The sequence below is a fragment of the Chitinophaga sancti genome (assembly GCF_034424315.1).
In the GTDB taxonomy this organism is placed as follows: domain Bacteria; phylum Bacteroidota; class Bacteroidia; order Chitinophagales; family Chitinophagaceae; genus Chitinophaga; species Chitinophaga sancti.
Window position 1 is genome coordinate 596,777 of the sequence record NZ_CP139972.1, and the last position, 25,648, is coordinate 622,424.

Annotated in this window: 20 protein-coding genes; 10 read left to right on the forward strand and 10 right to left on the reverse strand. The window is 45.3% G+C overall.

Annotation, left to right across the window (positions count from 1 at the left end):
- Positions 1 to 50: 50 nt before the first annotated feature.
- Positions 51 to 791, reverse strand: coding sequence for an ROK family protein (locus U0033_RS02135; RefSeq protein WP_072358210.1), 741 nt, complete (start codon positions 789 to 791; stop codon positions 51 to 53).
- Positions 792 to 895: 104 nt separating this feature from the next.
- Between U0033_RS02135 and U0033_RS02140 the strand changes: the two genes are divergently transcribed.
- The 7 genes from U0033_RS02140 to U0033_RS02170 all read left to right on the forward strand — a co-directional run bounded on the left by U0033_RS02140 (position 896) and on the right by U0033_RS02170 (position 11,837).
- Positions 896 to 1,435: a sigma-70 family RNA polymerase sigma factor gene (locus tag U0033_RS02140; protein ID WP_072358208.1), complete on the forward strand. Its 540-nt coding sequence runs from the start codon at positions 896 to 898 to the stop codon at positions 1,433 to 1,435.
- A 72-nt stretch (positions 1,436 to 1,507) separates the two neighbouring features.
- On the forward strand, positions 1,508 to 2,449 hold the full coding sequence (locus U0033_RS02145) for a FecR family protein (RefSeq protein WP_072358206.1): 942 nt from the start codon (positions 1,508 to 1,510) through the stop codon (positions 2,447 to 2,449).
- Between the two features lie 58 nt (positions 2,450 to 2,507).
- On the forward strand, positions 2,508 to 5,978 hold the full coding sequence (locus U0033_RS02150) for a SusC/RagA family TonB-linked outer membrane protein (protein WP_072358204.1): 3,471 nt from the start codon (positions 2,508 to 2,510) through the stop codon (positions 5,976 to 5,978).
- A gap of 8 nt (positions 5,979 to 5,986) precedes the next feature.
- Entirely contained in the window at positions 5,987 to 7,486 is a 1,500-nt protein-coding gene (locus U0033_RS02155) for a SusD/RagB family nutrient-binding outer membrane lipoprotein (RefSeq protein WP_072358202.1), read from the forward strand.
- An 18-nt stretch (positions 7,487 to 7,504) separates the two neighbouring features.
- On the forward strand, positions 7,505 to 9,010 hold the full coding sequence (locus U0033_RS02160) for a DUF5689 domain-containing protein (RefSeq protein WP_072358200.1): 1,506 nt from the start codon (positions 7,505 to 7,507) through the stop codon (positions 9,008 to 9,010).
- A 5-nt stretch (positions 9,011 to 9,015) separates the two neighbouring features.
- A complete protein-coding gene (locus U0033_RS02165; RefSeq protein ID WP_072358198.1) occupies positions 9,016 to 10,503 on the forward strand; it encodes a calcineurin-like phosphoesterase C-terminal domain-containing protein in 1,488 nt (495 codons plus the stop codon).
- Between the two features lie 116 nt (positions 10,504 to 10,619).
- Positions 10,620 to 11,837, forward strand: a complete 1,218-nt coding sequence (locus U0033_RS02170) for an alpha/beta hydrolase-fold protein (RefSeq protein WP_072358197.1) — start codon at positions 10,620 to 10,622, stop codon at positions 11,835 to 11,837.
- A 263-nt stretch (positions 11,838 to 12,100) separates the two neighbouring features.
- On the opposite strand, the gene glgX is transcribed toward U0033_RS02170, so the two are convergent.
- Genes glgX through U0033_RS02190 form a run of 4 tightly spaced genes read right to left on the reverse strand, consistent with a single transcriptional unit; the run spans position 12,101 to position 18,589 of the window.
- Entirely contained in the window at positions 12,101 to 14,293 is a 2,193-nt protein-coding gene (glgX, locus tag U0033_RS02175) for a glycogen debranching protein GlgX (RefSeq protein WP_072358192.1), read from the reverse strand.
- 59 nt (positions 14,294 to 14,352) lie between these two features.
- The gene (locus U0033_RS02180; RefSeq protein ID WP_072358190.1) at positions 14,353 to 14,709 is read right to left on the reverse strand and encodes a hypothetical protein; all 357 of its coding nucleotides are present in this window, start codon (positions 14,707 to 14,709) and stop codon (positions 14,353 to 14,355) included.
- Positions 14,710 to 14,743: 34 nt separating this feature from the next.
- On the reverse strand, positions 14,744 to 17,554 hold the full coding sequence (gene ligD, locus U0033_RS02185) for a DNA ligase D (RefSeq protein ID WP_072358188.1): 2,811 nt from the start codon (positions 17,552 to 17,554) through the stop codon (positions 14,744 to 14,746).
- 12 nt (positions 17,555 to 17,566) lie between these two features.
- On the reverse strand, positions 17,567 to 18,589 hold the full coding sequence (locus U0033_RS02190; protein ID WP_072358186.1) for an SDR family oxidoreductase: 1,023 nt from the start codon (positions 18,587 to 18,589) through the stop codon (positions 17,567 to 17,569).
- A 233-nt stretch (positions 18,590 to 18,822) separates the two neighbouring features.
- On the opposite strand from U0033_RS02190, the gene U0033_RS02195 reads away from it, so the two are divergent.
- Complete coding sequence (locus U0033_RS02195) at positions 18,823 to 19,296, forward strand: hypothetical protein (protein WP_072358184.1); 474 nt, start codon at positions 18,823 to 18,825, stop codon at positions 19,294 to 19,296.
- A 123-nt stretch (positions 19,297 to 19,419) separates the two neighbouring features.
- On the opposite strand, the gene U0033_RS02200 is transcribed toward U0033_RS02195, so the two are convergent.
- The 3 genes from U0033_RS02200 to U0033_RS02210 all read right to left on the reverse strand — a co-directional run bounded on the left by U0033_RS02200 (position 19,420) and on the right by U0033_RS02210 (position 20,827).
- The gene (locus U0033_RS02200) at positions 19,420 to 19,788 is read right to left on the reverse strand and encodes a hypothetical protein (protein WP_072358182.1); all 369 of its coding nucleotides are present in this window, start codon (positions 19,786 to 19,788) and stop codon (positions 19,420 to 19,422) included.
- Between the two features lie 62 nt (positions 19,789 to 19,850).
- Entirely contained in the window at positions 19,851 to 20,282 is a 432-nt protein-coding gene (locus U0033_RS02205; protein WP_072358180.1) for an anti-sigma factor, read from the reverse strand.
- Complete coding sequence (locus U0033_RS02210) at positions 20,279 to 20,827, reverse strand: RNA polymerase sigma factor (RefSeq protein ID WP_072358178.1); 549 nt, start codon at positions 20,825 to 20,827, stop codon at positions 20,279 to 20,281. The genes U0033_RS02205 and U0033_RS02210 overlap by 4 nt, the downstream gene beginning before the upstream one ends.
- 491 nt (positions 20,828 to 21,318) lie before the next feature.
- Between U0033_RS02210 and U0033_RS02215 the strand changes: the two genes are divergently transcribed.
- The gene (locus U0033_RS02215) at positions 21,319 to 21,729 is read left to right on the forward strand and encodes a GlcG/HbpS family heme-binding protein (protein WP_072358176.1); all 411 of its coding nucleotides are present in this window, start codon (positions 21,319 to 21,321) and stop codon (positions 21,727 to 21,729) included.
- Between the two features lie 180 nt (positions 21,730 to 21,909).
- Here the strand turns inward: U0033_RS02215 and U0033_RS02220 are convergent, their stop codons facing one another.
- Together U0033_RS02220 and U0033_RS02225 are read right to left on the reverse strand one after the other, a co-directional pair.
- Positions 21,910 to 23,466 (reverse strand): M81 family metallopeptidase, encoded by a 1,557-nt coding sequence (locus tag U0033_RS02220; protein WP_072358172.1) that lies wholly within the window; start codon positions 23,464 to 23,466, stop codon positions 21,910 to 21,912.
- Positions 23,467 to 23,541: 75 nt separating this feature from the next.
- Positions 23,542 to 24,531: a phosphotransferase enzyme family protein gene (locus U0033_RS02225; protein WP_072358170.1), complete on the reverse strand. Its 990-nt coding sequence runs from the start codon at positions 24,529 to 24,531 to the stop codon at positions 23,542 to 23,544.
- Positions 24,532 to 24,609: 78 nt separating this feature from the next.
- On the opposite strand from U0033_RS02225, the gene cobW reads away from it, so the two are divergent.
- A complete protein-coding gene (gene cobW, locus U0033_RS02230; RefSeq protein WP_072358167.1) occupies positions 24,610 to 25,647 on the forward strand; it encodes a cobalamin biosynthesis protein CobW in 1,038 nt (345 codons plus the stop codon).
- The last annotated feature ends 1 nt before the right edge of the window (position 25,648 follow it).

The window sequence follows — 25,648 nt, forward strand, 5'->3', positions numbered from 1 at the left end:
CGCAGGCGATAACTAAAAAAAAGGGCTTGCCTGCAGCAAACCCCTATTACTTATTTCTTCGGAAAATTTGTACTGATGTGATACTTGTCCTCCATATCCCACAATCTTGCGCCTCCTTTTATCCCTTCCTTATTCGTAAACAATATCACATTCTTATCCAGATTAAAAGAGATCTTATCCGCATTTCCGCCTCCCAGGTACAAGCGATCATAATTAAATACCACTTTCAAAATACCCATGACCTTCTCCATCCGCTTATTCCATTTCTCCAGCCCCTCTTTCTCCAGTGCCTTATTCCCAATATAATCATCATAATCATGTTCCTTCGTCACCGGATGATGGGCCAACTCCAAATGCGGCAGCAGGTATCCGTCAATCAACACTGCTGTTCCAAACCCTGTTCCCAGGGTCACCGCCAGTTCATACCCCTTTCCGCTCACCACGCCCAGGCCCAGCTGATCGGCATCATTCACCAGTCTCACCGGTTTATCCAGCAGGTCCGCAATCCTTTGCCCCAGGTCTATATCCTTCCAGTTTGGATTCCCGAGGTTCGGTGCTGTGTACACCACCCCATTCCGCACATAGCCGGGAAAGCCTACAGACACCTTATCGTAGCCGGGGATATCCTTCACCAGTTCCTGTATTGTATCCAGTACCGATTCCGGCGTAGCCCCCTGCGGCGTCTTTACCCGTTTATAATCCATCTGCCATTCTCCCGCCTTGTTCAGGATCGTACATTTAATATGCGATCCTCCAACATCAATCCCTAAAATATGTCCTGTCTCTGCCATGTTATTAAAAATTTATGCAAACCGTACAAAATTCACACCGGTTTTGTTTACCTAAACTTAACACTCATTTTAAACTGACCGCGTAATTTTGTGCGTCAATTTATATGATGCGTTCCAATTCTGAAAATACTGCTGCAATTTTCGACAGGATCTTTAAAGAAACCTGGTCGGGCACTGTTTCGTATCTGATAAAAATAAGTAATAATAAAGAACTCGCCGAAGATCTGGCCCAGGAAGCCTACCTGAAAGCCTGGCAAAAACGCCACCTGCTTCCTGAAGAAGAAGCTGAAATAGCCCGTTATATCCTCGTCATCGCCCGTAACTGTTTCCTCGATCACCTGAAAGCCGCCCTTCGTGAGCGCAAACAACATGATGCTTATACCCTCAGTTTCCCGGATGCCGGGCAGTTTTCACCTGCTATGACAGTGATCGAAGCCAAAGAGCAGCAGCAGATTGTCAATCATACGATCAATAACCACGAAGAAACTGTACGTCGCTATTATCTCCTCAACCGCGAGTACGGCCTTACTTACAAAGAGATTGCCCTCCAGGAAGGCGTGTCCGAAAAAACCGTGGAACGCTATATTGGCAGGGTACTCCGTTCGCTTCGCTCCCGGCTGGCGACTATTTTCTTTATCTGGTAACAATTCCTTAACCTAGATTCCTGTCGGTGCCTGTTTTAATTGGCCGTTATATTACCAAACGACGTCCTTAGCATGAACATCTCCGACATCAGGAAAAGACTGGAAGACTATCAGGCAGGCAGATTGGATGCTGCCGGCAAACAAGCATTGCAGCAGGCATTAGACGGCCTGTCAGAGGAGGAATTGTCAGAACTGTTCCCGGTAGATGAATTCATAAATAATAAGGAACTACCCGAAGCAGAAATCGATGCGGCCCTGGAAAGATTCAGAAAGAACAGGAAGCCGGGGATCAGGTTAATGCACTTCACCCGCTATGCGGCAGTTTTTGTATTGTTATTAGGGAGTGCATTTTTATTACGTAAAATGAACCTGGACCGGAAACCGGAACGACGCTTTCGTACCATGCGGATAGCGGATGGCCGGCATGGTGCCATTACCTTATCGGATGGGAGCCAGGTGACTATCAACGGCGGATCTACCTTATATATCCCCGAAGAATTTGATGACAGTGCACGTATAGTATACCTGGGAGAAGGCGAAGCTTATTTCGAAATTGCTAAAGATGCCAAACGTCCATTCTTCGTCCGCTCTCCACAACTCAACGTAAAAGTATTAGGCACCTCATTTACGGTAAGAGATTATAAAGATGAACTCACAGCTTCCGTAAATGTAAATAGCGGTAAAATCGGCTTAAAAGGGCTCGTTTTGAGTGCCGGTATGGGATTGACCGCAGATAAGGGAAAAAGGACATTCACAAAAGAGGACATAGACACCGCCAACACCACCGCCTGGATCCGGGGAGAACTGATTTTCCATGATGCCGGACTGAAACAGGTACTACAAGTTTTGCAACACAAATATGCTGTTCACTTTGATGTAAAGGACAGCGACTTATTTAAAAGAAAGTACACTGCTACATTCCGGAACAATACGATCGAAAACATCATGCAACAGCTAAAACTGATGAGCAGTTTCCAGTACACAATTAAAGACAATCAAATAGTAATCAGGTAAAAAAGCACCCTGCTGTAACAGGGTGCCAAAATTCAGTACAAGCTAAATTTTTAAATGAATGGACAAATGTACAAAAAAGCGGGGATGCCCGTTAGGGATTTCCTACCCCAAACTTTCGGTATGGGTATTATTCTTCTTTGTAGCATGGCTGCCCTACATCAATGCACAAACTCATGAGAAAAAGCTGGATCTCACGGTGAACAGCCAGCCACTGAAAGACGTATTTCAGTACATTCAGAAAAATAGCCGTTTTCTCGTCAACTATAGTCCAAACGACGTAGACGCCAGTGTGCGTGTCAGCATCAGGATCTACGACGCTACCGCACAGGAAGTACTCCGTGCTGCCCTGGCCAATACTGGTTATATCTTCACACAAAGCGGCAATACTTTCATCGTTACCCGTAAGCCTGAAGATATCCTGATCCGCGGTCGCATCACCGACGAAAAAGGCGAACCACTTGTGGGCGTAAACGTTCGTATCAAAAGCGGTAGCATAGGTACCATCTCTGGCCCGGAAGGGAATTACTTCCTGAAGGTACCGGGGAATAATCCAACTATCGTTTTCTCCTTCCTGGGTTACATGACCCGCCAGATCCCGGTGAGCACTACCCAGAAACTGGATGTGCAAATGGCACCGGATGCCAAAGCCCTGAATGAATTTGTAGTTACGACGGCCTTAGGCATCCAGCGTGAAGAGAAAGGATTGGGTTATGCAACCACGGTTGTGAAAGGTGAGCAGCTGACCAATGCCCTGTCTAATAACTGGACAGACGCGCTTTCCGGTAAGGTGGCAGGTCTGAACCTGGTTCGTTCCAATGCAGGCCCTACCGGTTCAAACAAGATCATTCTCCGTGGTGAAAATAACCTCACCGGTGATAATGAAGCCCTCATCGTTGTAGATGGTGTCGTGATCAATAATGGTAGCGGCCGTCGTACAGGTATCGATGGTGAAACACCTTATGGTACCGGTTCTGACAATATGCCGGCAGACTATGGTACAGGATTGAATGACCTGAACTCAGAAGATATTGAATCAGTTACTATTCTGAAAGGCCCCGGTGCGGCTGCATTGTACGGGCAGCGTGGGGCAAACGGTGCGGTGATCATCACCACCAAAGCAGGTACTCCCCGCAAAAAAGGTTTAGGCATTACCTTAAATTCTAACGAGTCTATCGAAAATGTAAACCGCTGGCCGGAATTACAATATGAATATGGACAGGGCCTGGATGGTGCCGCTTATTATTCTTATGGTGCGTCTGCAGATGGCGCCAGCACAAGCGGTACCAGCTCTGCCTATGGACCTAAGTTCGATGGACAGCTGTTTTTTCAATACGATCCTGTGACACAGAAAGTAGGCACGGAAAGAACGCTCTGGCGGCCCTACACCAACCAGTTACAGAAATTCTTCCAGACAGGAAAGACCTTCACCAACAGCATCAGTGTAGATGGTGGTACTGATAAAACTACCGCGCGCTTTTCATTCACGAATGTAAACAACGACTGGATCGTGCCAAACACGGGTTACAAACGTAACACGATCTCTATGGCGGTGAATTCAAAGATCAACGATAAACTGACGATCACTTCCAAAGTAAACTATACCAATAAATGGAGTGATAACCTCCCCGGATCAGGTTATGGTAACCAATCGCTGATGTATTGGTACATCTTCTGGCAACCAAATGCGAACATCGACTGGCTGCGCGACTATTGGGTAAAAGGGCAGGAGGGCCGTGCTATTAAATACCCTTTCAGTTCTTATCCTGAAAATCCTTTTGCTGTAGCAAATGAATTCATCAACCGGACCAACCGGAATGGTATTACCGGCAATGTGCAGGCTACTTACAACTTCACCAAAGACCTGAGTTTACTGGTGAGAACATCCATTGATTTTGCTTACGACCAGCGTGCCCAGGAGCGCCCATACGATGCAGGTGCGAAACTGCCTAAAGGGAGTTACCGTACGCAGAACATCTTTTCTATGGAAGCCAGCAGCGATTTCATGTTGAAATACAGCAAGCGTTTCGGGGAGGATTTTGAATTCACTGCCACTGGCGGCGGAAGTACCCTTACCAATAATTATAATAAAGATGAAACCCGCGCAGACTCACTGACCTTCCCGGGTATCTTCTCTTTCTCCAATGCTGCTGGTCCTTTATTGACCATTCCTTACAGGAGTAAATATTCGATCAATAGTTTTTATGGTGTTATCACCGGCGGCTTCAGGGATTATTTATTCCTCGACCTCACGGCGAGACAGGACTGGACCAGTACATTGGCTACACCTTATCGTACCACTAATGCCGGTTTCTTCTATCCTGCAGCCAACCTGAGTTTCATAGCGTCTGATGTATTCCATCTGCCAAAGATGATCAATTATGCCAAGCTGCGTTTCTCTGCATCCAGCGTAGGTAGCGGAGGTACATCAGCATACCTCACTTCTTACAATTATGAGACGGCAGGTAGCTTGTACAATGGTGGTTTATCTGCACCGGAATTGCTGACGAACCCCAACCTGAAACCATTGCGTACCATAACTTATGAATTAGGTGCCAATGTACAGTTCTATAACAACAGGCTGGGTATTGACGTAGCTGTGTACAGGGGGAATACTAAAGACCAGCACTTAAAGCGGATCGTAGACCGTGCATCAGGTTTTACCCGTGTACTGATCAATGCAGGTGATGTGAGAAATGAAGGGATAGAGATCGCATTGAATGGAACGCCGATCAGTATAAAGAACGGTTTCCGCTGGAGTTCAAACATCGTGTTCTCTGCAAACCGCAACCGCATTATGAGCCTGGCAGATAGTTCTGTCGTATTAAGAAATGGCCCAGTAGGCGGTGGCCAGATCGTAGCTAAGGTAGGCGGTAGCATGGGTGACCTGTATGGCCGTGGCTACCAGCGTGCTCCTGATGGGCAGATCATTTATGATGCAAATACCGGTGTAGCACTGCTGACACAGGAAGTGAAATACCTTGGTAATATCCTGCCCAAAGCAAAGATTGGCTGGACCAATGATTTCAATTATAAGGGATTTAACCTGCACCTGCTCTTCGATGCACAGTATGGTGGAGTGGCACACTCCCTCACCCATTATAAGATGGCTGAACAGGGTAAGCTGAAAGAAACCCTGCCGGGCCGTTACAATGGGATCATCGGTAATGGTGTGGTAGCAACAAGTGATGGTAAGTATCGTAAGAATGATGTGATAGCTACCGATATCGACGAATATTACCGTTCTCATTATGGAGTAGACAATGCAGAAGGTAGCGTGTTCCGTACTGACTTTATCAAATTCAGGGAAGCCCGTATCGACTATACTTTCAGCAAGGGGCTGGTGAAGCGATTGGGCTTCCAGCGCGCCACAGTAGGGGTGTATGGCCGTGATCTGTTCATCTGGTCTCCATGGCCAATGTTCGATCCTGAATTCGGTACGCTCTATGGTTCCGACATCCTGCAGGGATTTGAGATCGGCCAGTTTCCTTCTACACGTACCCTTGGTTTTAATCTGGTAATTGGACTTTAATAATTGATATGATGAAGCATCTTGCATATATATTACTACTGGGGATCCTGCTGGGCTCCTGTACAAAAAACTTTGAGGAGACGAATACGAGTCCGAATGGCACACCTACTGCACTCCCGCAACAATTGCTGGCACCGGCATTGGTGAGTACGCTGGGTTATAACATGATCCGCAATCGCAATTTTAACAATGAACTGATGCAGGTTACGGTGGACATCAGTGATTCAGAAGGGCAGGTGTTCCGCTACGATTTTCGTTCTACCTGGGCAGATTACCTGTATAATGGATTGTATTCTGAGCTGACGAACTTCAAGGATATTTATACCACTGCCAGTAGTGAGTTGAACTATAATCCATCTTACAAGGGTATTTCGCTGATCTGCCAGTCATGGATCTATTCTATACTTACAGATACCTACGGCGATATTCCTTACTTCCAGTCCAACCTCGCAAAAGACAGTGGCATTTTGGAGCCGCGATTTGATGCGCAGCGCGATATCTATATGGATATCTTCAAAAAACTGGATACGGCCAATGCCCTGCTGAGTGCAGCTACTAAGATCGACGCATCCGGCGATCCGGTGTACTATGGAGATGTAAGCAAATGGAGAAAGTTCGGCAACTCATTGTACCTGCGTTTATTGCTGCGTGTCTCTGCCAAATCAGATAGTGCAGTACTTAAAATAAAAGACATTGTAGAGACCAATAAGGCGAATTATCCCATCATGACGAGCAATAGTGAATCTGCGATCCTGCGCTGGACAGGCCTGGGTCCTTACGTATCGCCCTATTTGTCCGTTCGTGAGCAGGATTTCAGGTCACCAGGTATCGCGAGCTTCTTTATTGATAACCTGGCCCAGTGGAATGATCCGCGAATTGATATCCCGACTTATGGTAGTAATGGTTATAACAGGTGGGGGATTGTACCTTATTCCGGTTCATACCAGGGTGTGCCAAGTGGTTATTCACCGGGTGATAATCCTGTGAAGAAATGCTACTTCTATTCTACTTCCACAGTGGGAGCCATCACGCTTATGACTGAGCCGATGACGGGTATGATGATGAACTATGCAGAGCTGCAATTCATCCTGGCGGAAGCTGCGGCGAAGGGCTGGATCAGTGGTTCGGCAGAAACTTATTACAATACAGGTGCCCAGAATAGTATTACACAATGGATCCCCACCTGGTCTGTGCCTGTCACTACCTGGCTGGCAGCGGCAGATATCGAGTGGCTGAATGATGAAACACTGGAACAAAAGATGGAGAAGATTCATAAGCAAAAGTACTATGCATTGTTCCTGACAGATCTGCAACAGTGGTTTGAATACCGTCGTACGGGTCATCCTTATTTACCCAAGGGTACAGGTCTGCGGAACAATGGTGTGATGCCTGCAAGAATGACTTACCCCGTGTATGTGCAGTCAACCAATCCGACCAACTACAAACTGGCGGTGGCCAACCAGGGGCCAGACCTAATCAATACACTGGTGTGGTGGCAGAAACCATAACAATAAAATCATTTTACAATGAAGAAATTTTTAGTATACTTACTACTCATATTATTGGTCTGGGGATGTCAGAAAAGCGAGACATATCCCGGTGGCAGGATCAGCCCATATATATCGATCTACGATCTCAGGAACCTCTATAAGTCAAAACCCGTTACGCTCAGCGAAGACAATATGCTCGGCTCTACCAGTATAGCGGCCATGGTGGTGTCAGATCACCGGGGAGGCAATCTGCCTGCGGGCCTGCTCATAGTGCAGGATGCGCGGCGCCTGGCAAAACTGAGAGGGATTGCCATTCCACTCGGAGATGTGGCCAATAACTATTTACCGGGTGATTCTGTGATCATCGATGTACAGGGTGCTGTACTGGAAAAGGTAGCGGGCATGCTGGAACTGACAGGTGTATCATTGACAGGTATAAGGAAAGTGTCTTCAGGAAATGCGATTCCTGTAAACCGCGTGACAACCGCTGCCATCCTTGCAAATCCCGGTGATTACGAAAGTACCCTGGCTGTAGTTGTAAAAGGTGGTTTCGATCCTTTGCCAGCAAAAGGCGATGTATTGGCCGGCGATAAAGTATTGAATGATGGTTTTGGCAACCTGCATTTGCGTACGGAGGATACCAGTGCTATTGCACAGATTGGGGCCCCGGTAAGTGCTAACTTCTATGGGTTAGTGTTCGTAGATAAAGATAATGCACCTATGCTCAGAATGCGTACAGGTGCGGATGTGACCGTGTTAAGTTCAGAGATATCCATTGCACCGGTAATCATTACAGGTTTTATGTCAGATGCAAGTGGTGGGGATGGTAACTATGAATATGTGCAGCTGATGGCAACCAGGGATATTGATTTTGCAGCTACACCATTTTCGGTAGTGATAACAAACAATGCGAATGCCAGTACGCCTACGGGTTATCCTGCCAAAGGCTGGGCTACGGGCGATAAGCGTTCTTATAAGTTCAACCTGTACGCAGGTACTGCGGCAAAGGGTAGCTTCTTCTATGTAGGGGGGATTGGTAAAAAGATCAATGGTTCCAAATCAACAGATATCAGCAGTTCGAACTGGGTACGTACATTTGATTATACCACAACTGGTGGCGACGGCTTCGGTACTGCCACCTCTGGTTTGATGGCAAACAGCGGCAATGCCTTTGGCATGGCGGTATTCCAGGATACGGTGGTGACAGCAGACACCAAACCGGTAGATGTGATCTGGGTGTCTACAGGTGGTAGCTTATATACAGCAGGCCCCCCGGCGAAAGGCTATCGCATTGCGAATACCGACTTTTACGATATCATCAATCCGATTACACTGGAAGAACAACCGTATTACCGGCAGGGTTCCAATACCCTGGCCCTTTCATACAACACGGCGGATCTGGGTATCTTCAATATGCTGGGTGGTGTATACAATGCATCCCTGGGTAAATGGGTGCAGGCACGCGCGCAGAACAATAAACAACTGACTACTACATCAGCGATAACCGACATAGAAGGTCAGGGCGCTACAACACTTAAATAAAACGTATGCTTAACAGAAGGAACTTTTTAAAGAACGTGGGCGTAACCGGGTCATTGTTAGCTTTGCCAGCGGTGATTACCAATGCAGCGCCTTTGCTGAGCGGAAACAATATTGATCTTTCCACTATCTCGCTCAAAGGTAAGGTGCATTGCGAAGGAAAAGGGCTAGCGGGAGTGCCGGTAACGGATGGCATCAATATTACCCTCACTGATAAGAACGGTGCATATGCCCTGCAATCTAACGGTACGGCGGAATTTGTATATATCAGCGTACCTCGTGGTTATGCATTTCCGGAGGAAGGGAGTATTGCGTTCTTCTATCATTCTATACCCAAAAATAAGCCTTCCTTTACGGCAGATTTCAAGCTGGAGAAATTGAAAGCAGACGATACCAGGCACACTTTTGTAGTGTGGGCAGACCCGCAGATGAAGTCGCAGAAAGATGTAGATCAGTTGCTGAAAGAATCAGTACCGGATTTACAGGGTGTGATTAAGTCTTATCCAAAAGATGCTTTGATCCATGGGATTGGTTGTGGTGACCTGGTGTGGGATGAGTTTGAATTGTATCATGGCTATCGCAGGGCAGTGGAATTGTGTGGGATCCCTTTCTTTAATGTGATCGGGAATCATGATATGGATAATGAGGCGCGCACAGACGATGGATCAGCAAATACATTTAAGTCTCATTTTGGACCTACTTATTATTCATATAACAGGGGAGAAGTTCACTACATTGTTCTGGATGATGTATTCTTCCTGGGAGAAGCAAAGAACTACATTGGCTATCTGACAGAGCACCAGCTGCAATGGCTGGATCAGGATCTGGCGCAGGTAAAGCCGGGAAGCATGATTGTATTAAGTTTGCATATACCTACCTATACCGGCCAGGCACGCAGGGAAGGAAAGAAGGATGAACCGGGTGGAGGAACAGTAGCGAACAGGAAGAAACTGTATAAAATGCTGGCGCCATACAAAGTACATATCATGAGTGGGCATACGCATTTTAATGATAACTGGGAAGAGGGAGACATCATGGAGCACAACCACGGCACCGTATGTGGTGCATGGTGGACCGGACCTATTTGCAGTGATGGTACACCGGGAGGATATGGGATCTATGATGTGGATGGTACTGACATAAAATGGGTATACAAATCAACCGGTCTGCCTAAAGAAAAGCAGTTACGTATTTATGAAAAGGGCCGTGTACAGACCGCGCCCGATGAGATTTCGGCGAATGTATGGAACTGGGATAAGAAGTGGAAAGTGGAATGGTTGGAGGATGGCGTGAATAAGGGGGAGATGGAAAGGAGGGTGTCCTTTGACCCCTGGGCAGTGGAATTGTATTTAGGCCCGGAATTACCCAAAAAGCATAAGTTCGTGGAGCCTTCACTTACGGATCATATGTTTTTTGCAAAGCCTTCAGGAACTGCAAAGAAAATAACAGTCCGCGCGACAGACCGGTTCGGAAACGTGTACGAAGAAAGTATTTAATAAAAGAACTGGCGGGCATATACCCGCCAGTTCTTTTTATCCCACATATCCCACTATTCATCACTAATAAAAAATTAATTCCATCGTTTCCCCAACCTTCGTGGAAATTTCCATCCATGAAGATGAAGCTACTTATCATCCTTTTAATATTCATTCTATCCTTCACCGCCCGTGCCCAACTCATTTCTTTCGGTCAGCAGGATAGTGTATATTCAAATGTATTGAATGAAAAGCGCCCTCTCTGGATCTATTCGCCTACACCGATCGATGATACCGCTTATTTTCAGCGCGCTGAATACCCGGTGCTATATGTACTGGATGGTGATTCGCCCTTTGCCACTTTACAAACGATGATCCAGGCCCTGGCTGTCAACGAAGGCAATACTGTTTTCCCGCAGATGATCATTGTCGGCATACAAAATACGCCCGGCAACCGAACCAGAAACATGGCAGAAAAACCAGGAGACCTCAACGCTTTCTTTGAAAAAGAACTCTTCCCGTATATAGAAAAGAAATATCCTACAGCCCCCTACCGCATCCTGGTGGGGCATTCACTCGGCGGGCTATACACCACCAACACATTATTGCATCATAAAGAATTGTTCAACGCCTACATCGCCTCTGATCCCAGTTTCTGGTTTAACAATGCTGCCTTGTTAAAGGAAACACCCTCATTACTGGCACAGGACTTTTCTGAAAAGAACCTCTTTATTGCGATGGCACATACCATGAACCCGGCAGTGGATACTTCCATGGTGCATAGCGATACCAGTCTTGGTGGCCGTCATACTGCTGCAATCCTGGATATGACCTACCTCTTGCGAAGGGCAGGTAATCACCTGCGCTGGGATTACAAATACTACCCGGATGATGATCACCATTCTGTTCCTTTCATCGCCATGTATGATGGGTTGCGGTTTATATTCCCGCACCATCGTTTTCCTACCTATCTCTATTTTGATGACAGTGCTGCAGATTCTTTAAAAAATCTTGTGATCAGTCACTATAAGTTGTTGTCCAAAGAAATGGGGTACAATGTGCGGCCGCCGGAGTGGTTCCTGAACCAGATGGGCTATGTCAATCTTCAGGCAAAAAGATATGCGAAATCAGCCAACTGTTTTCAATTGAACATCGACTATTATCCCAATAGCTATAATGTATATGATAGTATGGGAGATTACTATAAGGAAGTCAATGATCTGCCAAATGCGATTTTAAGCTTCAAAAAGGCCTTATCTCTGCGTGGCAAGGCGGAGATAAGGACGAAGCTGGAAGAGACAATTCTGGCAGCAAATAAGGGGCAGGAAACGGGCATGCCAGGTTCGTCGCATTAAAGGTGCTGGATTGGGGATCAAAACCGGCAGTTTTCAGGCCTTGCCGAAGGAAATTTCCTGTAGCAGCGGAGGAGCAGCAGGAAATAAAATAAGCAGGTCATTCTCATTTGCGTTTCGTTTTTCTAAAGCTAACACAAGCGATGAATGACCTGTTTTGGTTGTCAATTGAAAGTTTTTATTGCTGGTTTTAGCAATATGTTGTCTGGTTATACATGTTGGAATTTATGATTCCGGACCGGGTAAGCCTGTAACAGTCAGTAAGGTTACATGGAACGCTTTACTTCAGGAACAGGTAAGCCTGGTACCGGTTTCAATTCTTCCTTATGAATAAACAGGGAAATCGAATGGCCAGGTACCTGCACTTTTTCCCCTGCGGTATAATTGGTTTTATCTTCCGTCTTCCACACACTCGTATCCAGGATCCGTTCCCAGTTTTTCGCATACTTCTCTGCCGGCAATGTAAATTCAATCGCATCATGGTGCGCGTTAAAGATCACATAAAATGAATCATCCACCATTTTTTCACCTACGTCATTTACACATCTCAATCCTTTTCCATTCAGATAGATCGCGATCGACTTTGCATAATACTCTTTCCAGTGATCTTCCTGCATCTCCGCTCCATCCGGCAGGAACCAGCCAATATCCTCCACGCCTTTGATGGGAATTCCCTGGAACCAACCGGGCCTTGCAAATGTTTGGTGACTTTTGCGCAGCTGGATCAAATTTCTCGTAAATTCCTGTAATTGGGCGTCATGTTTGCTCCAGTCCAACCAGGAAATCTCGTTATCCTGGCAATAAGCATTGTTATTTCCCTGCTGACTGTTTCCCATTTCATCACCAGCTACCAGCATGGGTACTCCCTGTGAAAGAAATAAGGTGGTAATGAAATTGCGCTTAATCTGCTCCCGTATATTAATAATGCCTTCATCATTGGTATCGCCTTCTGCGCCCCAGTTGAGCGAAAAGTTATCATTCGCACCATCCCTGTTATCCTCGCCATTTGCTTCATTATGTTTGTCATTGTAAGAAACGAGGTCATGCAGGGTAAACCCATCGTGTGCGGTGATGAAATTGATACTTGCCGTAGGTCTTCTGTAATCGGACTCATACAGATCCGGACTTCCTGTAAAACGGAGTGCGAACTCGGCCAGCATACTGTCATCTCCTTTCCAGTATCCCCTGATGCAGTCTCGGTATTTCCCGTTCCATTCTGCCCAGCCGGGCGGGAATTTCCCTACCTGGTAGCCGCCTTCCCCAATATCCCAGGGTTCAGCGATCAACTTTACCTGGCTGATCACCGGGTCCTGGTAGATAATTTCAAAGAAGGCACTCAGGCTATTCACCTCGTGCAGTTCTCTTGCCAGTGCAGATGCAAGGTCAAAACGGAAACCGTCGATATGCATCTGTTCCACCCAGTAGCGCAGGCTATCCATAATCAGGCGCAGTACATTGGGTAAGCGGGCATTGAGGGTATTGCCTGTGCCGGTGTAATCCATGTAATATCGCTTATCTTCGGTAAGACGGTAATAGCTGCAATTGTCCACCCCTCTGAAACTCAGGGTGGGGCCCATGTGGTTGCCTTCGGCAGTATGATTGTATACGACGTCCAGGAAAACTTCGATCCCTGCTTTGTGAAGCGCCTTCACCATTTCCTTGAATTCGGTCACCTGCTGGCCCTGGATACCTGCAGATGAATAGCGGGCATCAGGAGCAAAGTAGCCGATGGTATTATAACCCCAGTAATTAGTCAGGCCCTTTTCGACCAGGTGCCTGTCAGCTACAAAGTGATGCACCGGCATTAGTTCGACTGCCGTCACGCCGAGTTTCTTTAAATAATCGATTGTAACCGGATGCCCGATGGCAGCATATGTTCCCCTGATCTCTTCGGGAATATCCGGGTGCATTTTGGTGAAACCCTTTACATGCATTTCGTAGATGATCGTGTCATTGTAGGGGATCTTGGGAAATTTATCATCTTCCCAGTTGAATGCGTCATCTACTACGACGGATTTGGGAATATATGGCGCACTGTCAGATTCACTAAAGCTCAGGTCTTCTTCCGGGCTACCTATCTTATACCCAAAGAGGGAGTCGTGCCAGTTGATGGTACCAGAGATGGCTTTCGCGTATGGATCTAAGAGTAATTTATTTTCATTGAAGCGGTTGCCTTCCTGTGGGGCGTAGGGGCCGCTGACGCGGTAGCCATATAATTGGCCGGGTTTGATGCCGGATACGTGGACATGCCATACCTGATGAAAGCGCTCAGTCATTTTAATTCTCTGGGATTCTCTTGTATCTGAGGGGCTATTAAACAGGCAGAGGTCTACACCGGTAGCATAATCGGCGTAGATGGCAAAATTAACACCGTTTTCATCAGGCGTTGCGCCTAATGGGTAAGGACTACCAGGGGTGATATGAACTGGTAGATCGAGGGTTTGAGGAGTGTTCTTCATTAATATTAATCGCAATTGGTTTCAGGGCTAAGGCGGTAAAATTCATGCCATTGCAATAGTTATTCATATAAAAGCTGGCAATTATTGCAGAAAAAAGATCTTCGTTGCGTGGCGTTCAGGTACTCCTTAATGATCGGAATATGGCATTGGGGGCAGGTTTTGCGGGTATGGGGGAGCCTGTGTTTTTTGAGGACAAAGGCTTTTTCCCATTCCAGGAAATCAAAACTGTATTGCCGGGTTTCCTGTATAAGTTCTTTCTTCTTTTTAAGGGGTAATTTCCCCACTTTGCTGAGGGGATGGATATGAGTACGGAATAATACTTCGTTTTTGATGATATTGCCTGAGCCGGCAAAGATCTCCTGATCGAGAAGGGTGAGTTCTTCTTTTAGGATGACAATGGAAGGGCCTTCGGGCATGAGTGTGAGTTGTTTTTCTGATGCTGTTACCAGGTTAAATGAATTGTTGAAGTTTTTTTAGGACGGATTTCATATTGATCCCTTTTCCTAAAACACCTTCTAAAAGATCACCTGATTGTGCGATTCTTTCCGGCATATTAAAGATGTCAAAATGTTTGATGGAGAGCCCTTTTTTCACCTCTTCCCATTTGAGGGGTGCGGAAACGGTTGCCCCGGGTTTGGGCCTCAGAGAATAGGCAACTGCCATGGTTTGTATCTGCCTGTTTTGGAGGAAGTCGAGGTAGATTTTTCCTTTCCTTTTGGCGGGGGAGCGTTCGATACTTGTAATATCAGGCAGCCTTTTGTTGATGATTTGTACAATCAGTTCTGCCAGCATACGGGATTGGTCAAAAGTATATTTTGCGCCTAGTGGGATGAGAATATGCATGCCGGTAGATCCGGATGTTTTGATATAAGCATCAGCGCCAACATCGTCCAGGAGTTTTTTGATTGCTAAAGCAGTTTGAATGACTTCGTCAAAGTCATTGGTATCCGGATCGAGGTCAATGAGACAGTAATCAGGGTTATCTGGCTTATTGATCCGGCTATGCCAGGGATTGAGTTCGATGCAGCCCAGGTTGGCCATATAGAGTAGGGTGGCTTTGTCTTTGCAGACCAGGAATTCTTTTGTTTCGCCGTCTGATTCACTGAGGTAGGGGAAGGTGTCGATCCAGTCGGCGACTTTATCTTCTACATTTTTTTGATAGAAGTGGAAGCCTTTGATGCCATCCGGGAACCGGTTAAGAGATTGTGGGCGGTTGATGAGGTAGGGGAGGATGGTATCGGCGATGGCTGCGTAGTAGTTGAGCATGTCTCGTTTGGTGATACCTTCATCCGGCCAGTAGAGTTTATCGAGGTTGGTGAATTTCAGGAGTTTGTTGTTGATTTTTACTTCGACTTCGTTTTGGTCGTAGGGAAGGAATGGGTTAGTTAGGTTTTTTTTGTGTGATGATTTGGGTGGTTTGGGGTTTGAGGTGGAGACGGCTTTCTTTGCAGCAGGTTTGTTTGCTGGATCTTTGGTTTTGTTTGCTGCCACTTTTGTTTTCTTTGAAGGGTCTTTGGTTTTATTTGCTGTTACTCCTGTTTTCTTTGTTGTCACCTTTTCGACTATCTCTTCCGGGTTCGCTGTTTTTTTCATCGTCTTGGTTTTTTTATCAGAAACGGGGGCCGCTACGACTATCTCCTTTTGCTCATTTTTCGCTTTCTTATCCTCTCTTAATCCAAGAAAAATAGGTTGCCTCAAAATCCCCTCCCTGGTCTCTTCCGCAAATTTTACCTCGCACACCAATTCCGGCTTCAGCCAGGTCGCAGGCATATTTGTTTTAGGTTGTACCTTAAACGGCGATTTATCCCTTACCAGCCCTTGAAATTTATCATACAACTCCTTTAGTGATTTCGTATTAAATCCTCCACCAGTATGCCCAATATAATGCAGCACACCTTGCTTGTACTTTCCTAAGATCACGGCTCCAAAATGTTTACGGCTATTCCTCGGAACAGTATATCCACAAATAATCGCTTCTGTCTGCAAATTGTTTTTAACCTTCAGCCAGCTATCAGAACGCTTTCCTACACCATAGTTACTCTCGCTATTCTTGGCCATAATACCTTCCAGTCCTTTATGCAGCGCGGCTTTATAGAAAGCTGTACCTTGCCCGTTTTCACCGGTAATATGTTCACTGAACCGGATCAGGTCATTATCCTGGGGTAATACTTGTTTTAAAATTTCCTTCCTTTCAATCAATGGTAATTGCGTAATATCTTTGCCATCATACCATAAAAGATCAAACACATAATATGCCAGCTGCACAGACTTTCCTGTCTTCAGATAATTCTGTAATGCCTGGAAATCAGGATTTCCTTCATTGTTCAATGCGACAATTTCTCCATCAATCACCGCCTTTGTATTCCATTCCTGCAAGGCATGGGCAATGACATCGAATTTTTCATTGAAAGAGAGTTGGTTCCTGGACAGTATGGTCACTTTCCTTTTGTTTAAATAACTGATTGCCCTGTACCCATCCCATTTGATTTCATAGAGCCAGTCCTTCTTATCAAATGGTTTTTCGGTAAGGGTAGCCAGCATGGGTTTAATTTCTTTGGGCATGGAAGATTTCTTTCCTTTGACCAGTAGGGTAGAGAAATCATTTTCCGGGTGAGTGGAAGTCCCGGTGGCAGTATTTGCTGTACCTGCTTTTTTCTCCTCTTTGTTACTTGTCCACACCTTATCAGGATCCTTTTCCACCTGCGCAAGTGTCCTCCCTGAAATCACCGACTTTTCTTTCTTCGTCACATCCGCCGTACTAGCATACTTATCCTTAATTTTAAACAGCAGCCATGCATTCTCTCCTCTGCCATGCGTTTTCACCAATGCAAATTCCCCTTTCAGCTTTTCACCCTGTAAAATGAAATGTAGCTTTCCACTATCAATGGCATGCAGCAATTCCTTTTCCCAGTCCTTTTTACTACTTCCATTCAATTGCGGAACATAAGTACCCTGGTCCCATACGATCACAGTACCCGCCCCGTAATTGCCGGCCGGTATAATGCCTTCAAAATTCCTGTAATCATAAGGATGATCCTCCACCATCATCGCCAGTCTTTTTACAGTCGGATCCATGGATGGTCCTTTTGGCACAGCCCAGCTTTTAAGTACACCATTCATTTCCAGTCTGAAATCATAATGCAGATGAGAAGCATCGTGCTTCTGTATTACAAAATGTAAGTCCCGGGTATCACTCTTACCACCTGTTGGCTCAGGTGTTTTCGAAAAAGTTCTCTTTTGCCTGTACTTAGCTAAGGTCATAGCGTTTAAATTTTAACTGTTCAAAACCGTACCTCCGTTCGGGTGCAAAATTTCTCCGGAGATAAAGGCTGCATCTTCAGATGCCAGGAATATGAAACAAGGGGCGATGTCCGCGGGGTGAGCGGCGTATCCCATTAAGGAGTCTTTGCCAAAATCAGCGTTTTCATTATTGAATGAATTTTCATAGTTAAATGTATTTTCATTACCAGATGAATTTCCATTACTCAATGAATTGGAATTGTCAAATAAGCTTTCATTCTCCAATGAATTGGAATTAGCAAATGGATGAGAGTTTTCCAATGAACGTTCATTCCTCCACGAATTGGAATCGCCACATGGATTGGATTTTCCCAATGAACTTCCATTCTTTAATGAATTGATATTCCTTTTCCTGGAATCTACATCCGTCCTGCTCTTCCCTTCATCTATTCTAATTACCGATTCATCCCAAATGGCTCCCGGCGCTACCGCATTCACCCTGATTCCCTTCTTAATTAACATTGAAGACAGCGCCTTCGTAAAATCGATAATCGCTTCCTGCGTAGAGGTATTGATAATACTACTTCCAGCTGCCAGGTGCGGAATTGTATAGTTAACGAGATGGTACTGCGGAACAATATTCTCCAGTGCTGCATTATTCACCAGGATATCGATTTTCCCAAACCTGCTGATCGTTCTATCCACTGCCATTTTGCATCCATCTTCCCTGCTTACATCGCAGGCAATCAAGAGCGCCTGTTTACCATATTCACTGATCATACCTGCCGTCTCCCTGGCATGGCTGCCTTCATTATTGAAAAGAATAGCAAGTTCCGCGCCTTCTTTTGCAAACTGAACTGCAACGGCTCTGCCCAAACCCGTGTCTCCGCCCTCTATCAGCGCGACTTTCCCCTGGAGACGGTTACATCCGTCTTTTGTTGTGTCGTATAAGATAGACGGGAAGAAAGTTGTTCCGGGTTCGCCTTCTGTTTCACTATCTCCACAAGGCATTTCATGAATATATCTGTATCGGGTAATTTGAGTGATTGTTTCCATAACTCTGTTGATTTAGGTTTTGTTCAATAAAGAATGTAAGTTTCTGGAAATCATTTCATAAACAGGTATTTTAAATTGATAATCAATACCTAAATGGTAATTACGAAATGAGTTCTAATATCGCTTGTAACTGGTAAGTTTTTTCGTGTATGTCTTGCTAACTTCCAGAATTATGCCATTGTGGAGAAAGGCTTTATTTTGAACCTTTTAAAATTGTTAAATTCGCTGTTATTATGCCAGTAGATTATATTTTAGAAATGATTGAGGAGCTGGGAAGGGCTATGAGAGCTATCATAGCCAGGAAAAAAGACCAGCCCGCAAAAGCCCTGGAAGAAATAAAGGTGGCTTTTAATGGAACGAAGTTCGGGAATAAAGCCTTTTTTGATGCATTGAGCCCCGAAGAGCTGGCGGCTTTCCTGCGGGAGAAGCAGGTGGATTATAGGGCAGCGGACTACATTGTAGATATATTATTGGAGGAGGCGGATATTGCCAGGGATCTGGAATTGGAGCGATTGGCAATGGATATGGGAAGGGAGAGCAAGGCTGCAAATCAGCATATTCAATCAATTGTATACAATGATCAGCAGCTTTTATTGCTCAGGAAAATACAGGTAATGATCGATTACACTACTGAAATCGAGACTGCATTAAAGATTTTCTCGCTGAAAAGGGGGCAGCAGAGAGAAAGATTGAAAGGCTTTAACTAAAACTATTGATTAGAAATTTAATTGATTCCTCGTATTTAATAGCAATGATCAATGGCTTTTTATTCATTATTATGACAAGCCTTTCTACTATTTAAAGGTTTCCCGTTCCTTATTCCCAAACTGCTACTCACTCTTAACGACATAAATATAATACCCCAAAAAACTCGCAGATAATGCAAACAACATGATCGCCAGGGAATAAATATCCAATCTTCCATTCAGCGCTACCAGCAACACGCCCAAACCAGTACCACCCAACAGGATTGCCCATTTCATGGTCGTTTGCCGCGGCTGCTTAGGTTTACTCAGTAATTGCACCGCCAGGTTTTCGGATACTCCTTTTTCTACCATTTTTATTTTAAAACGGTAATCCAGGATACTTCTGATTACTATAACTAAAAAAACAGCTATTAATACAAACAGAAACAAGAATGGAATCGCATGTATTGTTTCTGCATCAAACTGAATCTGGGTGTCTAGCATATATATCATTTCTTAGAAGGTTTATTATTTAAAAAATCTCAGAGGATTCTATCTTTTTATCAGTTTTATTATTAGCAGTGCTCCAACAATCTTAGCTGGCGCTGATATTGTTTAACCATCTCCCGTATCTGAAACCCCAAAACACTAATAATCATAATAGCCCCTATGCCTGCTACCAAATTGAAAGCTAAATACCTCGTCATTACATACAATGCACCCAGGCCCGCCAGTACGCCAGCTCCCACCATCAGGTATACCATCACCATCCCTACCGATACTCCTACTTGTCTTTCAGGCAAATTAGCCAATACCATTTCCGCTACATCAAAATCAAAAGCTGCAGCAGGCATTGTCTCCAACATTGGAAGCATGAGTTTATAAGCAGCTAATTCCTCCTGACAAGCCGTACAATGGGATAAATGAGCCCCTATTTCATCCGCTCCCTGGCCGTCGCTCATCACCCAGTCCTGCATTTCCTCATGTGTTAAATGCCCTGTTCTCATAAATCTTCCTTTTTATATTTTACCAATAAACTCTTCTGCAACAGCTTCCTCGCCCTATATAAATAATTCTTCACCGTACCCTCCGGCAATGCCGTTACGGCCACAATCTCCTCTAAACTCATCTGCTCCTGATGATACAACATCACTAAAGTCCTGAATATCGGAGACAACTGATCAATCGCTCCCTTCAATATCCCCGCCAGCTCCTTCTGCGTTATCGCCCGCGTTTCCATACCCGATTCCATCAAGGGATAATCCCCTTCCATAATCTCCGAGGTTACCAAGGGCCGCTTATCCAGGTACTTGAGGCAAGTCTTATATGCAATCCCACCGATCCACGTATTCAACTTAGACTGAAATTTAAATTCTCCTATTGATAAATATACCCGCATATAGACCTCCTGCACCAGGTCTTTCCTGGCATGCGCATCTGTGATCATTTTAAACATGATCTGGGCAACAAGTCCTTCTGATTGCTTTATAATCACTCCAAAGGCCTGCTTATTACCATTCAAAACCGCTTGTATCAGTTCCTGATCTGTCAATTGTTATCCTGGTTTGTATATATTAGTCCGGTTTTAGAAAAAAAAGTTGCAGTTTTTCCCAACTCTTTTTAAAATTTTCTGACCTTTTCTAAAAACATGGATTATCCTAAATTTATAAAACCATCCCTTTTCAGAAAAGGTGAACCGCAAAATTTCCTGGCTTTATAAGTCGCTGCATTTAACAAATGTTCCTCCCATTTATTGTGAGAAAATGTTACCACCCGCCATTGTAAGCATACAAGTTCCGCTCTTGCAATTTTACAAACTCTCCTCCATCGTGAGAAAATACTAATGATTTATGAAAATGTACCAATCCCCGCCACCCGCATTCCCCACCTTTGTAAAAGAATCTCATGGCACTGGCATTGCCGTGGTAAATGCTAAAAATCGAGTACTATGAGCAAGATTGTCGGCATTATTGCAGGCTGCCTGCGCAAAGAATCGTTTTCAAAAAAGATAGCCAATGGCCTGCTTGCAAAAAATTAAATAGAATGGACTACACACGAACCGTGCACGATCTTACTTTAATAGCTGCACAAACACTCATCGACTACGGGTTACAATTAGCCACCGAACGAAATGTAAAAATCTCCATCGCCATCGCAGACAGGGCAGGAGCCCTACTGGCTTTTTTAAGAATGGATGATGCTCCGATGGTCACCATCGACGTTGCCATCGGCAAAGCGCATTCAGCCGCCCTCCTCAACGCCCCCAGCAAGCAGTTCGAAGACTTCATCAATACCGGCATCACCTCCATGGTTACCACACCAAACATCCTGCCCTTACAAGGCGGAGTTCCGGTCATTCATAAAGATCATGTAGTCGGTGCCGTAGGCATCAGCGGCGCCTCCGGATACGTAGATAATGAGATAGCCACCATACTGGCAGATTATGTAAAATAGAAATAGAATTCATTTCATTAGCAATTGGAAATGCCTGTTTATGAAATGAATTCTAGCGAATATGTAAATGATACGACTTATATGTAAAAAGAATCTTGCAAAATCTGTAAATTAACCCTCGCATAATAAGTAAAATGAAAAGGGAGCTTCTGTATAAAAGCTCCCTTTAATAATATCAAACTACTTTACTATCTTACTCGCTGCCGGTACCAATCGCGCCTTCAGGTCCGGCTCCTTCATATCCTTATCTAGCGGGAACATCGGATGCTGTATATGCTTATAGCCCAATCTCTCCAGGTTCTGATCCACACCGCCTGGCGTCAAGGCCAGCAACCAATCCGCTCTCATATTATACAACTCCGGCTCCAGGTACCCAATCTTCACCACCACAATATCCGCTTTCCGTGGATTCAATCCCAATCTCGTAAAATCCTTCTCCTTATGATAAGGTTTCCGCTTCTGCGTCACAATCACATGCACACTACCCACTTTCACCACTACTTCCACCGCCGCATCTTTATCTCCATACTCAATAGACTCAATTGTTCCTGACAACTTCACCGGGCCTGCAAACCTTGCATCCACCTTCCCTCCTGCCTCCGCTTCTATATGCTTACCTACTCCCAGCTCAATCGCTTTCTTCACAAAATCAGGCCCTGGAATACTCGCATAAATCAAAACCGGGCCATTCTCTGATTTAAATTCAGGACGTGCCAGAATCTGTGCCAATGTCCACGTCACATCGCCGGCACCACCCGCAGTTGGATTATCTCCTGAATCACTGATATAGAAAGGGTGCTTGTCGCTCTTCACCGCTGCATCCAATGCCTCCTGTAAACTAGCTGTCGGTGCCACAAACTCAAACTGATTCCGCACTGCCCAGAAGCTCTTTGCCAGTTTCTCGGCTTCTGTCGTGACAGCCGCTTTATCATCACCCGTCACCATCACCACCGCATGGTTACGCGGCTCATCGGCCCACGCATACCCAATCCAGATAGCCGCATCAATCACACCTGCTTGCTTGGATGCCGGCGCCACCTGCGCATACAAACTCTTACCCGGTTCTATACGTGTAGATGTCTTTTCCCCGGGCAATAAGACCGGCACCGGGATCCATGCTTTGTAGGCAGGTTTACCTTTGCCGCTTTTCAATCGCTCTATCAGGTTACGCACCGCTCTTTCCTTGGTATCCAGCGCATCCTCATGCGGTGCCATGCGATAACAGGTGATCAGGTCCGTATTCTCTGCCAGTCGCCAGCTCACATTTCCATGCAGATCCATCGAAGTACTGATCAGCGTTTTATTACCTACCACCTTCCGTATGCGCACAATGAAATCGCCCTCCGGATCTTCCATGCCAACCACACTCATGGCACCATGAATATCAAAATACAATCCGTCGTAAGGCAAATGTTTTTTCAATGAATCCAGTATTTTCCCCACCAGCGATTCATACGCCTCCTTCGTCACAGCACCACCCGGCAATGCATGGCCCGTAATGGTAGGGAACCATACTGCTGCTTTACGCAAAGGCGAATCTGCTGACATAAACGGATAAGTTCTGTACACCTCGTCACCATACTGCGCCTTGAAAGCCGCTTCGTCCGAGGTAGCAGGAGAGAAGGTGCTGGACTCAATTGCAAGACCTGCAATCGCAATCCTGGGCAGCTTTTGCTGTGCCATCACAGCTCCGTTCATCAGGCAATAACCTGCCAGTAGAAAAAACACGCGTTTCATAGATTTTCACTTTTAGCATAGATACCCTGAAAAATAATGAGAAAGTGATAGTTTTTTATAAAATATTGGATGATTTTAAATAGCCAGTTCATGCAGGTCAGCATATCGCTTTACCAAAATTTTTATATACCGCTTCAGGTATACTTCATTCAGAAATACATTTGAATAGTCCTCATACCGCTGACACTGGATTCCTAAGTAAAAGAAATACATACTCACTCCCAGCGCAGGCAGCAATGCCTTTTCTTCCTCAGCAATTGAAATCACCGATTGATAGCCCTCCAGGAATGCGGCTACCTTTTCCCTGCACACATCCAGATTTTCCTTCTCTGTACTATATACCTGCAATATATAATAAGCGATGTCATAGCACAACATGCCATTTCCACAAAAGTCAAAATCAAAGATGTTGATCGCTTCGTTCTCAAAGGTCATGTTATCAAACCACATATCCATGTGCACAGCACCGTGTCTTATTTTACTATGATCAATCGTTGCATATAACTTTAATAAGTAGTCCTGCGCCTGCTGCATCCATTGCATCTCTTCCGTCTCAACAGGCAGGTAGCCTTTTATTCTTTCGAATGAATCCACCACCATCACTGATGGCGTATATTCCACCCTGTCCAGTTTGAAATTCTCTGTGACCTGGTGAATGCGTGCCATTGTAGCTCCTACTTTGTAATGCAGTTCAACCGGGAACTGTAATACCTTTTCGCCATGCGCATAGGAGAACATCACGCCCACCCGCAGGCCTTCGGGTGCATGCAACAGCTGCATATAGTCGTTGTCGAAATCTGCAATAGGATAAGCCACCGGCATATCATGCGCACGTAATAAATTTAACAGGCGGATCTCTTCTGCAATATCCTGCTTCGTACGCCAGTTAATACAATATATCCTGAAGATATATTTCCTGTCAACATCAGTAACAAGGTATGTGTGGTTAACACCTGCTTTCAATAGCCTGCAGGTTGTATCACGGCTGAAATTATACTTAACCTGGAATAATGGAACCAGGTATTGGGCCGACAAAATGGAACTAACTACCGGAAAATGTGTCATGGTATAAATGGGTTTGAACGGGGTCGGTAAAAGTATACAAAAATCCCGTAATTTAGCGCCCTACACAAAAATAATAACATGACTTCCAAAGTACCGGTAACCATCATCACGGGGTTCTTAGGCTCCGGAAAAACCACGTTGATCCGTAACCTGATCCAGAATGCCAATGGCCGTCGTCTCGCAGTAATCGTAAATGAATTTGGTGAAATGGGTATCGACGGAGAGTTGATCAAATCCTGCTGCGCTAATGAAGAAGATGTACTTGAACTGAACAACGGTTGTCTGTGCTGCACGGTTCAGGAAGAATTCCTGCCAGTGATGCTGCAACTGATGGAAAGAAAAGATACCATCGATCATATTATCATCGAAACATCCGGGTTGGCACTGCCCAAACCATTGTTACACGCGTTTAACTGGCCTGATCTGAAATCCCGGATCACTGTCGATGCCGTAGTAACTGTTGTGGACCTGGTAGGTCAGGCAACCGGTGAGATCTGTGACCGTGAGCGTGTACAGGCACAGCGCCTGGCCGATGATTCACTCGATCATGAAACACCTATCGAAGAACTCTTCGAAGACCAGCTCTCCTGTGCGGACCTCGTTGTATTAACGAAGAAAGACCTGCTGGAAGGTACTCAGTTCGAAGAGGTAACAAGCATCATTAGCAGCAAACTCCGTCCAAATGTAAAGATGGTAACTGCTGCCAATGGTGAACTGCCTGCGGATGTACTGCTGGGAGTAAAGGCTGCTGCCGAAGATGACCTGGAAAACCGTCACTCCCATCACGAAGAAGATCATGCCAATGGTCTTGAGCACCACCACGATGACGATATCGACTCTATCGTGGTAACTGTAACGGCACCGCATACACCGGAATCACTGGTAGCCGCCCTGAAAGAAATGGTAGCAGAACATGAGATCTACCGTATCAAGGGCTTTATCGATATTCCAAACAAGCCTATGCGTATGGTATTGCAGGGCGTATCTCACCGTTTCGATCATTATTTTGACCGTAAATGGAAAGAGCATGAAACCCGCAAAACCAGTCTGGTGTTCATCGGTGATGAACTGGTGGAGAAAGACCTGTCTGCACTGTTACACGAAAAGTTAAACTAAT

Coding starts and splice junctions, on each gene's coding strand:
- U0033_RS02170 (WP_072358197.1), top strand. CDS start 10,620: ATGAAGATGAAGCTACTTATCATCCTTTTAATATTCATTCTATCCTTC.
- U0033_RS02220 (WP_072358172.1), bottom strand. CDS start 23,466: ATGAAACGCGTGTTTTTTCTACTGGCAGGTTATTGCCTGATGAACGGA.
- U0033_RS02200 (WP_072358182.1), bottom strand. CDS start 19,788: ATGATATATATGCTAGACACCCAGATTCAGTTTGATGCAGAAACAATA.
- U0033_RS02145 (WP_072358206.1), top strand. CDS start 1,508: ATGAACATCTCCGACATCAGGAAAAGACTGGAAGACTATCAGGCAGGC.
- U0033_RS02225 (WP_072358170.1), bottom strand. CDS start 24,531: ATGACACATTTTCCGGTAGTTAGTTCCATTTTGTCGGCCCAATACCTG.
- U0033_RS02160 (WP_072358200.1), top strand. CDS start 7,505: ATGAAGAAATTTTTAGTATACTTACTACTCATATTATTGGTCTGGGGA.
- U0033_RS02180 (WP_072358190.1), bottom strand. CDS start 14,709: ATGCCCGAAGGCCCTTCCATTGTCATCCTAAAAGAAGAACTCACCCTT.
- U0033_RS02150 (WP_072358204.1), top strand. CDS start 2,508: ATGGACAAATGTACAAAAAAGCGGGGATGCCCGTTAGGGATTTCCTAC.
- U0033_RS02190 (WP_072358186.1), bottom strand. CDS start 18,589: ATGGAAACAATCACTCAAATTACCCGATACAGATATATTCATGAAATG.
- U0033_RS02140 (WP_072358208.1), top strand. CDS start 896: ATGATGCGTTCCAATTCTGAAAATACTGCTGCAATTTTCGACAGGATC.
- U0033_RS02215 (WP_072358176.1), top strand. CDS start 21,319: ATGGACTACACACGAACCGTGCACGATCTTACTTTAATAGCTGCACAA.
- U0033_RS02205 (WP_072358180.1), bottom strand. CDS start 20,282: ATGAGAACAGGGCATTTAACACATGAGGAAATGCAGGACTGGGTGATG.
- glgX (WP_072358192.1), bottom strand. CDS start 14,293: ATGAAGAACACTCCTCAAACCCTCGATCTACCAGTTCATATCACCCCT.
- U0033_RS02135 (WP_072358210.1), bottom strand. CDS start 791: ATGGCAGAGACAGGACATATTTTAGGGATTGATGTTGGAGGATCGCAT.
- U0033_RS02195 (WP_072358184.1), top strand. CDS start 18,823: ATGCCAGTAGATTATATTTTAGAAATGATTGAGGAGCTGGGAAGGGCT.
- ligD (WP_072358188.1), bottom strand. CDS start 17,554: ATGACCTTAGCTAAGTACAGGCAAAAGAGAACTTTTTCGAAAACACCT.
- U0033_RS02165 (WP_072358198.1), top strand. CDS start 9,016: ATGCTTAACAGAAGGAACTTTTTAAAGAACGTGGGCGTAACCGGGTCA.
- U0033_RS02155 (WP_072358202.1), top strand. CDS start 5,987: ATGATGAAGCATCTTGCATATATATTACTACTGGGGATCCTGCTGGGC.
- cobW (WP_072358167.1), top strand. CDS start 24,610: ATGACTTCCAAAGTACCGGTAACCATCATCACGGGGTTCTTAGGCTCC.